Source organism: Skermanella stibiiresistens SB22, assembly GCF_000576635.1.
GTDB lineage: Bacteria > Pseudomonadota > Alphaproteobacteria > Azospirillales > Azospirillaceae > Skermanella > Skermanella stibiiresistens.
Map to the genome: position 1 here is coordinate 297,938 of NZ_AVFL01000004.1, position 13,907 is coordinate 311,844.

The window sequence follows — 13,907 nt, forward strand, 5'->3', positions numbered from 1 at the left end:
GTGGAGTGTGCCTATGTCCCTCGCCTTTATCATCACCGCCTATAAGCAGCCTTCCCAGTTCGCCAAGCTGATCGACGCCCTCTGGCATCCGGACGACCATTTCGCGATCCACATCGACGCGAAGACCCCGCCCGAGGTCCAGCGCGAGTTCGCCCGCGTCGCGGAAGGGCGTCCCAATATCCTGTTCGTGACGCCAGTGCCCGTCTATTGGGGCGGTTTCGGACTGTGCCAAGCCGAGTGGAACGCGCTGAACGCGCTGATCGCCAAGCCGGGCTGGACCCATCTGATCAACATCACCGCCCAGGATTTCCCCCTGATGCCGCGCGACGCGATGCTGGCCGAACTGGCCGCCAAGCCCGGCGTCAACCACATGCGCGTCCACAAGCTGGCGGAAACCAAGCCGCATTTCCGCAGGCGCTTCCGCTGGGTCTGCGTCGAATTCGGCGGCAAGCTGCGCCGCCTGCCGATCCCCTATCCAAAACCGCGGACCTTCCGCAACGATTGGTACGGCGACGGCTGGCACATCCTGACCCGCGAATTCTGCGAGTGGGCGGTCACGGCTCCCGTCGTCCAGGACATCCTGCGCTGGTTCCGCCGCGTCAAGCATCCGCACGAGTCCTGGTTCCAGGCGATGATGATGTCCGGCCCCTTCGCCGGCACGGTCGATCGCGACAACAAGCGGATGATCAAATGGGTGCCCAACTCGGGCAATCCCGCCGTCCTGACCTCGGACGACCTGCCGGACCTGCTGCGGTCGAGCGCGTTCTTCGCCCGCAAGTTCGACGAGACCGTGGATGCCGAGGTCCTGAGGACGCTGGCCGACCGGCTGAGGCAGCCGGTTCCGGCCTGACGCGCTTCTCCCCGGCCATCAGTCCAGCTTTTCTTGACGGTGTCCACGCGACTGGACCGCTCCGGATCGGGAGCATGGTGGCGGCGCTGGCACGGGGATGCCACGGCCATCCGCGACACCACTGGAACCGCGGATTTGATTGTTCCCGCCCCGATCCTCATGGGGGTAATCCGAAAGTGGCACGACGCTTGCTGTATGAGAAAGCACCAGCGGAGAAGCCGCCGGGCAAGCGAACCACTAAACCTTTCCAAGGTCGGGAGTCTCACATGAACAGCAATATCGGCATCGAGCAAAGCGGCAAGTCGGGCGGCGACGCTTCGGGTTTCTCGGGTTCGTCCTCGACCGCCCTGGGCGGCGGCGCCTCGGGTCTCGCTTCGGCCGGTGGCCTCGGTTTTAACACCGCTGGCGCCACCGCCACCGGCGGTGACTCCCTGTCCGGTTCGTCCTCGGCCGGCGCGCTGGGCGGCGACATCGCCGACAACACCCAGATCGGTGCGATCTCCATCAATTCCTGATGCGCGCACCCGGTTCTCCGGGCGTCACGCGAAGGGGCGCGGCTTCAAGGCCGCGCCCTTTTCGCGTCAGGCACCCAGCGCCGGGGTCGTGGTCGCGGTGTTCTCGGTGACGCCGTTGGTGGCACCTTCGCGGAACCGTTCCGCGATCCATCCGGCGGCGCAGATCCACGACAGGGCGACACAGGGCCAGATCGGCACGAGATAGCGTACCCCGCCGACATCGCCCAGCGCGGTCATCGTGATGGTGCCGCCATAGAGGATCGCGGACGAACCGATCATCTGGATCTCCCAGGACGCCGGCCGCCGCCGAACCATGGCCACGACCATGAAGAGCGCGCCGCCGATGCCGATGACGTAGAAGCCGAAATAGACCACGCGGAAGCCGATGACGGTCGCGGTGCCGCGCTGGTCCTCGCTGATCGCGACATCCATCTTGAGCAGGCGGGGTCCGGCCTCGTATTCCCAGCGCTCGTCCCCGTCATAGGGCCAAGGCGCTTGGCGCTCGACATCGGCGCGCGCGGCGTCCGCCTCCGCCGACGTCATGATCGGGGCCAGCGTCACCAGCGCCATGAACTCCCGGAACGAAAGCTCCAGATAGCCCGGCCAATCCTTGGACACGATGGCGTTGGCGATGTCGCGGACATACAGTTCGCGGTCCCAGCCATCGGTGTGGTGGAAGCGCTCGCGATAGGTCGGGAACAGCACGCCGAACCGCAGGTAATTGACGTAGGTCTGCGAGACCAGCACGCGGGCGCGCTCGTTCTCCATCCGGTCCAGCCGGGACACGACAGGTTCCATCAGCGCCGCCAGTTCTGTGACGCTGTCCTCCAGGGGAGTGCCGGTGAAATCGGCGGCATGCTTGGGCGCCAGCAGCATCGCCTTGCCCAGCAGGCCGGTGCCGTGGTTGCTGTTGGTCCCGGTGAAGCCGTGGACGGTGTAATTGACCGCGTTGATCGAACCATAGCTGACGACGGCCGCCGCGACGATCGCCAGCAGCATGCGGACCGGATTGACCCGCATCGCCAGCCAGGCGTAGACGGCGACGACCAGCAGGAACGGTAGATAGACCTGTCCGGCCGGCCGGATCACGATGTTGACGACAGCGACCACGCAGATCACCGCGAACCAGGACAGCTTGCGAGTCCGGTAGAACTCGATCAGGGCGCCCAGCGCCACCATGGCCGACGATGTCACCAGCGATTCGGTGACCGCCACGAAATTGTAGGTCGTGGTGACGATGTTGGCGTAGAGCAGCACGACCAGCGCCAGCGTCAGCGCGAGCGAGCGGGACGCCCGCAGCACGACCAGCGCCAGGAAGACGCTGGATGCCAGGAAGATCGCGGTCTGGACCACGACGGCGGTGACGCGGACATCGCCGATCGCCTGCATCATGACCAGGAAGGCCGGATATCCGAACACCCGAAGCGGAGAGAAGGCCAGATAATCGCGGGTGTCGGCGGCGATCACCTCGCGCTTGCCGGCCAGCAGCCAAGCCATGGCGAAGGTCAGGAGCAGGGCCAGGACGATGATGGCGATCCGCGCCCAGGGGCCGCGGGCGAGAGTGCGATCCAGTCGCAGCAGGCGGGTCAGCGGGCTCTCCGAGGGCGGCATGGCGGCTTTCGCGATGTTATTGCGGCAAATCGAACTATGAGGTGTTTTGGGATGTTGGACAGACTTCGCTGAGACTGTCGGGGGTATGGGTACCCTCTATGGCGACTCATGGAAAGTCGCCTCATGGAATTCTCACGGGGTAGTACCGCCGCCGGCCGCCTTCGCTCCACGCGGAAACGCGAAAGGGGCGCCACTGTCATGGCGCCCCTTGATGGATACCGGCTCTCCGACGGAAGGAAAGCGCAGGATCTTACTTCTTGCGGAAAGCGTCCAATGCCACGACTTGGCCCATCTTGGCGTCGTCGGCCGGCTTGGGGGTTCCGCCGGTCTTGGCGGTGTCCTCGTCCGCGACCTCGGCGACCTCGTCCTCCTCGGTCTCGTCGACGCCGACCGGACCGTCCTGGCCGCCCAGCGGCTGGAACTGGAGGGCGAAATTGACGGAGGGGTCGGCGAATGTGGTGATCGCCGCGAAGGGGACGATCAGCCGCTCATGCGAGTTGTTGAAGCTGAGCGTGACGCCGAACTTATCCTCCTCGACCTCCAGCCCATAGAACTGGTACTGGAGCACGATCGTCATTTCGGATGGATACTGGTCACGCAGGTAGTCCGGGATCTGGACACCGGCGTCGTTGGTGCGGAAGGTCAGATAAAAATGGTGATTGCCCGGCAGGCCGCGTTCGCCCGCCTGCCGCAACGCCTCGCGGACCACGCCCCGAAGAGCGTTCTCGACCATCTTATCGTATCGCAGATACTCGGTAGGCATTCCGGGCGCCGCCTCAACATCATGAAATCAGTGCGGATCACAGCACATAAATTAAAGTGGAAGGCTGTCGGAACAGCCTGACAACGACGGTGCCACGCGCGTTTGACACGACGTTAATCACTTGGGCCGGGAGCTACCCGACTGGTTGACTATAGACGCTGGCACCGGGATGTGAAAGAGGCGATCTGATCGTGCGGGCCGCGCCCCGCGGGACTGGAGGCCGATACGGGCAACTGGCATTGGCTTGCGAAGGTTCGAGACGCTAGAGTGCCGCCGGAAACGAACGCCGGAGAAACCATGCCGCTCACCCCGGATCAAAGCGACGAGATCGCCCATCTGCGCAGCCAGACCGTGCCGACCCGGCGCGCCACCGTGCCGGCGCTGGAGGAAATCCTGTACGAGGCTTTCCCGGCGCTTGACCACGGCTTCGTCCGCGTGATCGACTATATGGGCGACGACGCGGCGGTGGTTCAGGCGGCCCGTGTGTCCTATGGCCGCGGCACCCGCAAGGTCAGCGAGGACGCCGGCCTGATCCGCTACCTGATGCGCCACTGGCACTCGACCCCGTTCGAGATGTGCGAGATCAAGTTCCACGTGAAGCTGCCGATCTTCATCGCGCGGCAGTGGATCCGGCACCGGACCGCCAACGTCAACGAGTACAGCGCGCGCTATTCGATCCTGGACAAGGAGTTCTACATCCCGGCGTCCGAGAACCTGTCGGCGCAGAGCACCCTCAACCGCCAGGGACGTGGCGAGGTGCTGGAAGGGGCGGAGGCGGCCCGCGTACTCGACCTGCTGCGCGAGGATTCGGAGCGGGCGTACCGGGGCTATGCCGAGATGCTCAACCAGGACGAGGACGGCGCGCAGGCCGACCCGTCCCGGTCCGGTCTGGCGCGCGAGCTGGCGCGGATGAACCTGTCGCTGAACTATTACACGCAGTGGTACTGGAAGGTGGATCTGCACAATCTGATGCATTTCCTCCGGCTGCGCGCCGACAGCCACGCCCAATACGAGATCCGCGTCTACGCCGACATCATGATCGACATCATGAACCGCTGGGTGCCATCGACCGCCGAGGCCTTCCGGGAATACCGCTTAGGCGCGGCCAGCCTGTCGGCGACCGGCCTCGCCATCGTCCGGCGCATGCTGGCGGGCGAGACGGTGACCCAGCCGGACAGTGGGTTGAGCAAGCGCGAGTGGCGCGAATTGATGGAGCAACTCGGCCGCCCGGCGGACGTTTGAAGCGCTGAGCCGCACCCAAGGCGGCTCGTGGAGGAGAATAACGATGAAGATGCCCAGCCTCGCCGGAGCCGCCCTGGCTCTGGCGTGCCTCGCCGCGCTGTCGGCGGAGGCCGTCGCTCAAGCGAAGACCGTCCACGTCGCCGTGACCGCGATCGTCGAGCACCCGGCGCTGGACGCGGTCCGTGACGGTGTCCGCGACGAGTTGGTGGCGCAGGGCTGGAAGACCGGCGAGACCCTGCGTTTCGATTATCAGAGCGCCCAGGGCAATCCGGGCACGGCGGTCCAGATCGCCCGCCAGTTCGTCGGGCAGGCGCCCGACGTGATCGTGCCGATCTCGACGCCGTCGGCGCAGGCCGTGGTCTCGGCGGCGCGCGACGTTCCCGTCGTCTTCACCGCCGTGACCGATCCGTTGGGCGCCCAGCTCGTCCGCGACCTGGAGAAGCCGGGCCGCAATGTGACCGGTCTGTCCGACCTGTCGCCGGTGGCCGACCACTTGGCGCTGATCCGGGAGATCATGCCGGACGCCAAGCGGCTGGGCTTCCCCTATAATCCGGGAGAGCCGAACTCGGTCACGCTGCTGGCGCTGGTCAAGAAGCTGGCGCCCGAGCTCGGCTTCACCCTCGTCGAGGCGCCGGCCACCAAGTCGTCGGACGTGCAGGGCGCCGCGCGCGGGCTGGTCGGCCGGGTCGACGCCGTCTACACGCCGACCGACAACACGATCGTCTCGGCGCTGGAGGCTTTGCTGATCGTCGGCGCGCAGAACAAGCTGCCGATCTTCTCGGCCGACACCGACAGCGTCCAGCGCGGCGCCATCGCGACGGTCGGTTTCAACTATTACCAGGTCGGCCGCCAGACCGGACAGATCGTCGCCCGCGTGCTCAACGGCGAGAAGCCCGGCGACATCGCGGTGCGCTCGGCGGAGGGGACCGACCTGTACGTCAACCCCAAGGCGGCGGCCGCGATGGGCATCACCATCCCGGACGCCGTGACCGGGCGGGCCGCCAAGGTGGTCGGCCGGTGAGCGTGATCGCGCTGCTGGGTGCGGCCGAACTGGGGCTGGTGTTCTCGCTGGTGGCGCTCGGCGTCTTCTTGTCGTTCCGGGTGCTGGACTTTCCCGACCTCACGGTCGATGGCAGCTTTCCCCTGGGAGCGGCGGTCGCGGCGACGCTGATCGTCGCGGAGTGGAACCCCTGGGCCGCGACGGGGCTCGCCATGGTCGCCGGCGCCTTGGCCGGGATCGTCACCGCCACGCTCAACGTGCGCTTCAAGATCCTGCACCTGCTGGCCAGCATCCTGACCATGATCGCGCTGTTCTCGGTCAACCTGCGGGTCATGGGCAAGCCCAACGTGGCGATCATCACCCAGGACACCGTGCTGACGCCGTTCTACGGACTCGGCCTTTCCGACGCCGTGCTGCGCCCGGTCTTCGTGCTGGTCGTGGTGCTGGTGGTGGTGGCGCTGCTGGCGCGGTTCCTGACCAGCGAGTTCGGGCTCGCCATGAGGGCCACCGGCGTCAACGCGCGGATGGCGCGGGCGCAGGGCGTCTCGACCGACCTGCACATCTACGCCGGCATGGCGCTGAGCAACGCGCTGGTCGCCTTGGCCGGCGCGTTGTTCGCCCAGACCAACGGCTTCGCCGACGTGACCAGCGGCATCGGCACCATCGTGATCGGCCTTGCGGCGGTGATCGTCGGCGAGACCGTCGTGCGGAGCCGGGTGATCCTGTGGATGCTGGTCGGCTGCGTCGTCGGCTCGATCCTGTACCGGATCGCGATCCAACTGGCGCTCAACACCGATTTCATCGGGCTCCAGGCGTCGGACCTGAACCTCGTGACAGCCTTGCTGGTCGCGGGAGCGCTGATCCTGCCGCGGCTGGGCAATCCGCTGCGGGCCAAGGGCGGGACGGCGGCCAAGGGCGGGAGGGTCGCGGGATGATCGAGCTGCGCGACCTCCACGTCACCTTCGGCCGCGGTACGCCTCTGGAGAAGCAGGCCCTGCGCGGCATCGACCTGACCATCCCGGCGGGCCAGTTCGTCACGGTGATCGGCTCCAACGGGGCCGGCAAGTCGACGGTGCTGGGCGCCCTGGCGGGCGATGTCATCGCCGAAGCCGGCACGGTGGCGATCGACGGCACCGATGTCACGCGCTGGAGCACGCCGCGCCGGGCCGGGTTGGTCGCCCGCGTCTTGCAGGACCCCATGGCGGGCACCTGCGCCAGCCTGTCGATCGAGGAGAACATGGCGCTCGCGGCGGCGCGCGGCCGCAGGCGCGGGCTCGGCCCCGCCGTCGGGCCGTCCCAGCGCTCCGGCTTCCGCGACCGAGTCGCCGAGCTTGGACTGGGGCTCGAGAACAGGCTCGGGGACCAGATGGGCCTGCTGTCGGGTGGCCAGCGTCAGGCGGTCAGCCTGCTGATGGCGACCCTGGCGGGCTCGCGCATCCTGCTGCTGGACGAGCACACCGCGGCGCTCGACCCCTCCACCGCCGAGTTCGTGCTCGACCTGACGCGCCGGATCGTTTCCGGCCATGGGCTGACGACGCTGATGGTCACCCACTCCATGCGCCATGCCCTGGACCACGGCGACCGCACCATCATGCTGCACGAGGGCAAGATCGTGCTGGACGTCGGCGGCGCCGAGCGCACCGGCCTGGACGTCCCAGACCTGCTGGCGATGTTCAGCCGCGTGCGCGGGCGGGAGCTGGCGGACGATGGGTTGTTGATCGGCTGAAGAGCTCCCCGTTCCCGACGCTGTCGGCCACGGCCCCCGTGTGTCGAAATGGCGCTTGCCCGATTCCGCCATAGGATATAAGCCAAAAGGCGTGGGTGGTGGATAGCGGGGAATTTGGGATGGCCGGAGGGAGGTTCACGCGACTGCCCCGCCGTGCCGGCCTTCTCGTCGGGGCAGTCGCGTTCCTCTGCCAGATCCTGGCCTTCGCTTTCGCCGCGGCGCCGGTATCCGCCCAACTCCACACCATCGAGATCTGCACGGCCTCCGGCACGAAGACCGTCACTCTCGACGGTGCTGGCGAGCCATCCGCTCCCGCGGGAGCGACGCACGACGACGAATGTCCCGCCTGTCCCCTGGCAACTTGCCTGCTGGGACCGCCATCCGCACCGGGTACCGTCCTTCCGCCGATGCTTGTCCGTCGTGCCGCGGCCACACTGTCCGCTTTGGACATCGCGACGGTCTGGCTCCATTCCTCACCGCAAGCGCGCGCGCCACCAGTTCCCGCCTAACGAACCCGCCATCCCCCGCGTCCAACGCCCGACGGTCGATCCGTCGCGCGATCGCGCGGGTGTGGGCCCTGTTCCGCGCGCCTTTCAGCGCTCGTCTTCCGCTGGTGACGAGGATACCCGTCCGTGCCCTTTTCGTACCCCACCTTTTTCTCCTCGAAGAGCTTCCGCGCCCCGTCGAACGGCGGCGTCATTCTGACCGGCGCGGTCGCCGCGCTCGCGCTGCCGCTTTGCGGCGCCAGTCCCGCCGCGGCACTCGACGCCCGCCGATTGCCGCCGGTGCCGGTCGAAACCGCGCCGCCGCCCGAACTCTCCGGCGCCGCACCCTCTGGCGTCACGGCCCCGGAAGGCGGCCATCGCACCGGTGCGCCCGCAGCGCTTGCCTCCACTGGGGATGCACCCTCCACCCCGCTCGCCACGACCACGGTGGCTGGCGCGGCACTCGTCGCCAGACGTCTGTCATCGAGCGATGCCGCCGCTTTGCTGCGCGATGTGCCGGGAATGAGCCTCGCGGCCGGCGGGGGAGTATCCAGCCTGCCGTCCCTGGACGGGCTTTTGGGCGATCGGCTCAAGCAACTGGTCAACGGCGTGCCAGTCACCGCCGCGTGTCCCAACCACATGAACCCGCCTTTCTCCTACATCGACGCCGCCAATGTCGAAGGCCCAGGTGTTCGCCGGAGCCACACCGGTCAGCGTCGGCGGTGACGGCATCGGTGGGACCATCCTGCTGGAATCGGCACCACCGGCCTTCGCCTCCGAGGGCGCGCCGACGCTCGTCACCGGCGCCTTGTCGACCTATTACCGGAGCGTCAGCGGCGCCGTCGGCGCGTCGGGTACGGCCACCATCGCCAGCTCCGCCCTGAGCCTGCGCTATGATGGGGGTGGCAGCCGGGCGAACAACTACAAGTCCGGCGGCGACGGTCCGACCGTCCGCTCCACCGAATACGCGACGCAGAATCACGCGGTGACCTTCGCCGCCCGCGACGATCGCGACCTGTTGACCATCGAGGCCGGCGGGCAGGTGATGCCGTACCAGGGCTTCCCCAACCTGCCGATGGACTTGACCGACAACCGCGGCGTCTTCGTCAACGGCCATTACACCGGAGGTTTCGACTGGGGCACGGTGGAGGCGCGGGCTTATTGGCGTCGAACCCTGCACGAGATGAATTTCCTGCAGGACAAGGGCGGCAGCGCCAATGGCGGCATGCCGATGAACACCGACGCCACCGATGCCGGCTATTCGCTCAAGGCGACGATTCCCCTGTCGGAAACGGATACGGTCCGTGTCGGCACCGAACTCCACCATTACGCCCTGGATGACTGGTGGCCGGCGGTTCCCGGAAACGCGATGATGGGTCCCTTGACCTTCGTCAACATCAACGACGGACGACGCGACCGCTTGTCCAATTTCGCCGAGTGGGAGTCCAAATGGACGCCCGCGTGGAGCACGGTGCTGGGAGTCCGCAACGATGTCGTGTGGAGCGGCGTCGGTGAGGTCCAGCCGTACTCCTGGGAGGACGGCATGGGCATGGGCATGGGCATGATGGCCATGGCGAACCCCGACGCCGACGCCGCGCGCGCCTTCAACGGCCGCGACCGCGACAGGACCGACGTGAATGTCGACGCGACGGCGTTAATCCGTTTCAAGGCGAGCGAAACCAACTCCTACGAATTGGGCTACGCGCGCAAGACCCGCTCACCCAACCTGTACGAGCGCTTCGCCTGGGGGACCGGCGGCATGTCGAGCGCCATGATCGGCTGGTTCGGCGACGCCAACGGCTATGTCGGCGACCCCGACCTGAAGCCGGAGACCGCCCACACCGGCAGTGTCACCGCGTCATGGCACGACGCCGCCCATTCCGCGTGGGAGGTCCGGGTCACCCCCTATTACAGCTATGTCGAGGATTACATCGACGTGGACCGTCTGGCGAACCTACCCGGGGGCTTTACCCAACTCCGTTTCGCCAATCACGACGCGGTGCTCTATGGCGCCAACCTGTCGGCGCGGGCCATCGTGGCCGACGACCCGGTCCTGGGGCGTTTCGGGGTTTCGGGTTCGGTCGGCTGGGTTCGCGGCAGAAACCAGGACAGCGGCGACGCGCTCTACCACATGGCTCCCCTCAACGCGGCCCTGGGGTTGAACCACACGCTGGGTTCATGGTTCAGCGCCGTCGAGTTGCGTTTGAGCGTCGAGAAGGACCGCGTCTCGTCGATACGCGGGGAGCCGACCACGCCCGGCTTCGGCCTGCTCGATCTTCGGACGGGATACCAATGGGAGAACGTCCGGCTCGATTTTGGTATCGAGAACCTGTTCGACCAGCGCAACTACCAGCCACTGGGTGGTGTCGGCTACGCCGATTACCTGGCGGCGGGCGGCGCTTCGCCGATCGGCCCCTTGCCGGGTCCCGGAAGATCGTTCAACGCGGGCCTGACGGTGAAGTTCTGATAGCGGCGCGGTGTCGTGACCATCCCGCCCGACCGTCCAATCCAGTGCGAACGCCACGCGTCCGCTGGTCCCTGGGTATTCGGCGGCTTGGCCTCGATCACCGCCCACGCCCTCGTCCTCGCGTCTGGGCTGCTCACGGCCGCGCCGGAGCCCCTGGGCGACGCCGGCGTGCCAACGCGGACCATCACCATCTCGATCGTGACAAGCGGCGCCGCGGAGGCGGACGACCCGGCGGAAGCGGTGCCGCCGCTCATGGAGGAACCGCCCGATCCGCCGGAGGCCCCGGCAATCGAACCGCCTGTCCCGGAGACCATCCCGACGGAAGCCACGGCGCTGGAAAGCGGGGAGCCGGACGGATCGGTCCCATACCCCGACACGATCACGGTGCCAAAGCGGAAGCCTCGGGTTCCCACCCGGCCGCTTCGACCGGCCGCCAGGGCTGGCGATCCCCTGATCGCGCAGGCGGAGATCAGCGAAGGGCGGATCGCCGAGTACGAGGCCCTGATCTGGTCGCGCATCGCATCGAGAAAGCCCCCCGGCGTCACCGCTCAGGGCTTCGCGGAGGTCCGCTTCGCCTTGGCGGTCGACGGAACGCTTCTCGCCGTCGACCTCGCCACGTCGAGCGGCGACGCCGGTCTGGACGCGCTAGCCCTGGAGTCCGTCCGTTCCTCGGCTCCGTTTCCGGAGCCTCCCCCCGGTTCGTCGGCCCGCCAACTCGTCTTCATCGTGCCGTTCTCGTTCCGCTGACCCGCTTGGCGGGCGCCCGCCGAAGCGGCACGCCCATCACCCTCACTCGATCACGATCTTCGGCGTGCCGCGCTGGGGTCCGGCGACCTTGGCCCAGACCTTGGCGGCGATGGCGCGGTAGACCTTGGCGTGCTCGCTGTCGGGCTGGGACATGACGATCGGCTGGCCCTGGTCGCTGGTCTCGCGGATGGCGATGTCCAGCGGGATCTCGCCCAGGAAGTCCATGCCCAGCGCGTCGGCCTCGCGCTTGGCGCCGCCGTGGCTGAAGATGTCGGTGCGGTGGCCGCAATTGGGGCAGCAGAAATAGCTCATGTTCTCGATGATGCCGAGCACCGGCACGTCGACCCGGCGGAACATGTTGAGGCCCTTGCGGGCGTCGAGCAGCGCTATGTCCTGCGGGGTCGAGACGATCACGGCACCCGCCAGCGGGACCTGCTGCGCCATGGTCAGCTGGGCGTCGCCGGTGCCGGGCGGCATGTCGACCACCAGGATGTCCAGCTCGCCCCAGGCGACGTCGCGCAGCATCTGCTGGAGCGCGCTCTGCACCATCGGGCCGCGCCAGATCATCGGCGTGTCCTCGGCGACCATGAAGCCCATCGACATCACCTTGATGCCGTAGTTCTCCATCGGCTGCAGCGTCTTGCCGTCGGCCGAGCCGGGCTTGCCGGTGATCGCCATCATGCGCGGCATGCTGGGCCCATAGATGTCGGCGTCCAGCAGACCAACCCGCAGACCGTTGGCCTTCAGCCCGAGCGCCAGGTTGACCGAGGTGGTCGACTTGCCGACGCCGCCCTTGCCCGACGCGACCGCGACAATCGCCCGCACGCCGGGGACGAGCGCCTTGGCGCCCGTCCCACCGGCGGGACCCGCCTTCGCCGGAGCCGCCGGGGCGGTTGGAGCCTCGCGGTGGGCCGTGAGGACCGCCGTCACCGAGGTGACGCCCGGTATCGCCGCCACCGCCCGCTCGGCCGATTGGCGTAGTGGCTCGAGCTGGGGACCGCGCCTGGGGTCCACCTCGATCGAGAAACCGACGTTGGAATCCTTGACGACCAGCCCTGAAATCATGTTCAGACTTACGATGTCCGCCTGCCTGTCGGGATCGATCACGGATCGCAGAACGTCTAGTACCTGTGTCTCGGTAAGCTGCGCCATGGTTGAAAACTCCGATCTTTTCCCAATATTGGCGGATAACTGTCAGCCCGGACGGCGCCGCGCGTACCGGCCGTTATAAGACCGGACCCGCGGCTTGGAAAGAGCCGGGAGTCGGAACGAATCGCGAGAGAATACGAGAGAAAGGGACCGAGAGGCATGCCTTGGAGCAATCAGGGAGGGGGCGGTGGTGGTGGCCCCTGGGGTCCTCCGCCCGGCAATGGCGGCGGAAACAACCCATGGGGCAGGCCGGGTGGGTCCGGTGGCGGGGGGCCCCAGCCACCCGATCTCGAGGATCTGCTTCGCAAGGGACAGGATCGATTCCGCCGGGTCATGCCGGGCGGGTTCGGGAGCGGCAAGGGCATCGCCATCGCTGGCGCCGTCGTCGTCCTGATCTGGCTGTTCAGCGGCATATACCGCGTCGAGGCTGACGAACAAGGCGTCGTCATGCGGTTCGGCGAGTGGGTGCGGACCGAGCAGCCGGGCCTGCGCTATCACATTCCCGCCCCGTTCGAGACCGCGCTGACGCCCAAGGTGACGCGCGTCAATCGCATCGAGATCGGCTACCGTTCCGGCGTCGGCGACAGCCGCCGCACCGGCTCCGACCGCGATGTGACGGACGAGAGCCTGATGCTGACCGGCGACGAGAACATCATCGACATCGACTTCACCGTCCTGTGGGTGATCAAGGACGCGGGCGAGTACCTGTTCAAGATCCGCGACCCGGAGACCACGGTGAAGAAGGCGGCCGAGAGCGCCATGCGTGAGGTGATTGGCCGCACCGACATCCAGCCGGCCCTGACCGAGGCCCGCCAGGAGATCGAGAACAGCACGCGCCAGCTGCTCCAGGCGATGCTCGACGATTACCAGGCTGGTATCGAGATCACCCAGATCCAGCTCGCCAAGGTCGATCCTCCCGCTCCCGTCGTCGACGCCTTCAACGACGTCCAGCGCGCCCGCGCCGACCGCGAGCGCCTGCGCAACGAGGCCGAGGCCTACCGCAACGACATCATTCCCCGCGCCCGAGGCGAGGCCGAACGGCTGATCCAGGAAGCGTCGGCGTACCGCGAGCAGACCGTCAGCTTGGCCCAAGGTGACGCGCAGCGCTTCCTGTCGGTCTACGACGCCTATTCCGGTTCGCGCGAGGTCACCGCCCGCCGCATGTACCTGGAGACGATGGAACAGGTCCTGCGTGGCACCAACAAGGTGATCATCGACGGCAATGGCGAGAATGGCGGCAACGGCGTCGTGCCCTACCTGCCCCTCAACGAGTTGCAGCGGACGCAGCGGCCTACCTCGGCCCCGGCGTCGACCACGGCTCCCGCCCCCAATCGGCCGGCGCAGTGAGGAGC

At 67.4% G+C, this 13,907-nt stretch carries 14 protein-coding genes; 11 read left to right on the plus strand and 3 right to left on the minus strand.

Features of this window, described 5'->3' with window-relative positions:
* Positions 1-13 precede the first annotated feature (13 nt).
* Entirely contained in the window at positions 14-850 is an 837-nt protein-coding gene (locus N825_RS08035) for a beta-1,6-N-acetylglucosaminyltransferase (RefSeq protein WP_037449338.1), read from the plus strand.
* A gap of 266 nt (positions 851-1,116) precedes the next feature.
* Complete coding sequence (locus N825_RS08040) at positions 1,117-1,365, plus strand: hypothetical protein (RefSeq protein WP_037449341.1); 249 nt, start codon at positions 1,117-1,119, stop codon at positions 1,363-1,365.
* A 66-nt stretch (positions 1,366-1,431) separates the two neighbouring features.
* Here the strand turns inward: N825_RS08040 and N825_RS08045 are convergent, their stop codons facing one another.
* Positions 1,432-2,976, minus strand: coding sequence for a hypothetical protein (locus tag N825_RS08045; protein WP_037449343.1), 1,545 nt, complete (start codon positions 2,974-2,976; stop codon positions 1,432-1,434).
* A gap of 250 nt (positions 2,977-3,226) precedes the next feature.
* The gene (locus N825_RS08050) at positions 3,227-3,739 is read right to left on the minus strand and encodes an SspB family protein (RefSeq protein ID WP_037449345.1); all 513 of its coding nucleotides are present in this window, start codon (positions 3,737-3,739) and stop codon (positions 3,227-3,229) included.
* Between the two features lie 297 nt (positions 3,740-4,036).
* Here N825_RS08050 and thyX point away from each other — a divergent pair, with 297 nt between their 5' ends.
* The 8 genes from thyX to N825_RS37775 all read left to right on the plus strand — a co-directional run bounded on the left by thyX (position 4,037) and on the right by N825_RS37775 (position 11,406).
* Positions 4,037-4,981, plus strand: a complete 945-nt coding sequence (gene thyX / locus N825_RS08055; RefSeq protein WP_037449604.1) for an FAD-dependent thymidylate synthase — start codon at positions 4,037-4,039, stop codon at positions 4,979-4,981.
* 43 nt (positions 4,982-5,024) lie between these two features.
* Entirely contained in the window at positions 5,025-6,002 is a 978-nt protein-coding gene (locus N825_RS08060; RefSeq protein ID WP_063833669.1) for an ABC transporter substrate binding protein, read from the plus strand.
* Positions 5,999-6,916: an ABC transporter permease gene (locus tag N825_RS08065; RefSeq protein ID WP_037449351.1), complete on the plus strand. Its 918-nt coding sequence runs from the start codon at positions 5,999-6,001 to the stop codon at positions 6,914-6,916. Before N825_RS08060 ends, N825_RS08065 begins: the two co-directional genes overlap by 4 nt.
* Entirely contained in the window at positions 6,913-7,707 is a 795-nt protein-coding gene (locus tag N825_RS08070) for an ABC transporter ATP-binding protein (RefSeq protein WP_037449354.1), read from the plus strand. Before N825_RS08065 ends, N825_RS08070 begins: the two co-directional genes overlap by 4 nt.
* A 119-nt stretch (positions 7,708-7,826) precedes the next feature.
* Positions 7,827-8,216 (plus strand): DUF2946 family protein, encoded by a 390-nt coding sequence (locus N825_RS40970; protein WP_084164512.1) that lies wholly within the window; start codon positions 7,827-7,829, stop codon positions 8,214-8,216.
* Positions 8,217-8,339: 123 nt separating this feature from the next.
* Positions 8,340-8,918 carry a TonB-dependent receptor plug domain-containing protein gene (locus N825_RS37770; protein ID WP_084164514.1) on the plus strand — a complete coding sequence of 193 codons (579 nt, stop codon included), beginning with the start codon at positions 8,340-8,342 and terminating at the stop codon, positions 8,916-8,918.
* Positions 8,866-10,659, plus strand: a complete 1,794-nt coding sequence (locus tag N825_RS08075; protein ID WP_051511711.1) for a TonB-dependent receptor — start codon at positions 8,866-8,868, stop codon at positions 10,657-10,659. Before N825_RS37770 ends, N825_RS08075 begins: the two co-directional genes overlap by 53 nt.
* 15 nt (positions 10,660-10,674) lie before the next feature.
* Positions 10,675-11,406 (plus strand): TonB family protein, encoded by a 732-nt coding sequence (locus N825_RS37775; RefSeq protein ID WP_198038228.1) that lies wholly within the window; start codon positions 10,675-10,677, stop codon positions 11,404-11,406.
* A gap of 42 nt (positions 11,407-11,448) precedes the next feature.
* Here the strand turns inward: N825_RS37775 and apbC are convergent, their stop codons facing one another.
* A complete protein-coding gene (apbC, locus tag N825_RS08085) occupies positions 11,449-12,558 on the minus strand; it encodes an iron-sulfur cluster carrier protein ApbC (protein WP_037449355.1) in 1,110 nt (369 codons plus the stop codon).
* 156 nt (positions 12,559-12,714) lie between these two features.
* On the opposite strand from apbC, the gene hflK reads away from it, so the two are divergent.
* Positions 12,715-13,902, plus strand: coding sequence for an FtsH protease activity modulator HflK (hflK, locus tag N825_RS08090; protein ID WP_037449357.1), 1,188 nt, complete (start codon positions 12,715-12,717; stop codon positions 13,900-13,902).
* The last annotated feature ends 5 nt before the right edge of the window (positions 13,903-13,907 follow it).

Coding starts and splice junctions, on each gene's coding strand:
- N825_RS08035 (WP_037449338.1), top strand. CDS start 14: ATGTCCCTCGCCTTTATCATCACCGCCTATAAGCAGCCTTCCCAGTTC.
- N825_RS08040 (WP_037449341.1), top strand. CDS start 1,117: ATGAACAGCAATATCGGCATCGAGCAAAGCGGCAAGTCGGGCGGCGAC.
- N825_RS08045 (WP_037449343.1), bottom strand. CDS start 2,976: ATGCCGCCCTCGGAGAGCCCGCTGACCCGCCTGCTGCGACTGGATCGC.
- N825_RS08050 (WP_037449345.1), bottom strand. CDS start 3,739: ATGCCTACCGAGTATCTGCGATACGATAAGATGGTCGAGAACGCTCTT.
- thyX (WP_037449604.1), top strand. CDS start 4,037: ATGCCGCTCACCCCGGATCAAAGCGACGAGATCGCCCATCTGCGCAGC.
- N825_RS08060 (WP_063833669.1), top strand. CDS start 5,025: ATGAAGATGCCCAGCCTCGCCGGAGCCGCCCTGGCTCTGGCGTGCCTC.
- N825_RS08070 (WP_037449354.1), top strand. CDS start 6,913: ATGATCGAGCTGCGCGACCTCCACGTCACCTTCGGCCGCGGTACGCCT.
- N825_RS40970 (WP_084164512.1), top strand. CDS start 7,827: ATGGCCGGAGGGAGGTTCACGCGACTGCCCCGCCGTGCCGGCCTTCTC.
- N825_RS08075 (WP_051511711.1), top strand. CDS start 8,866: ATGTCGAAGGCCCAGGTGTTCGCCGGAGCCACACCGGTCAGCGTCGGC.
- apbC (WP_037449355.1), bottom strand. CDS start 12,558: ATGGCGCAGCTTACCGAGACACAGGTACTAGACGTTCTGCGATCCGTG.
- hflK (WP_037449357.1), top strand. CDS start 12,715: ATGCCTTGGAGCAATCAGGGAGGGGGCGGTGGTGGTGGCCCCTGGGGT.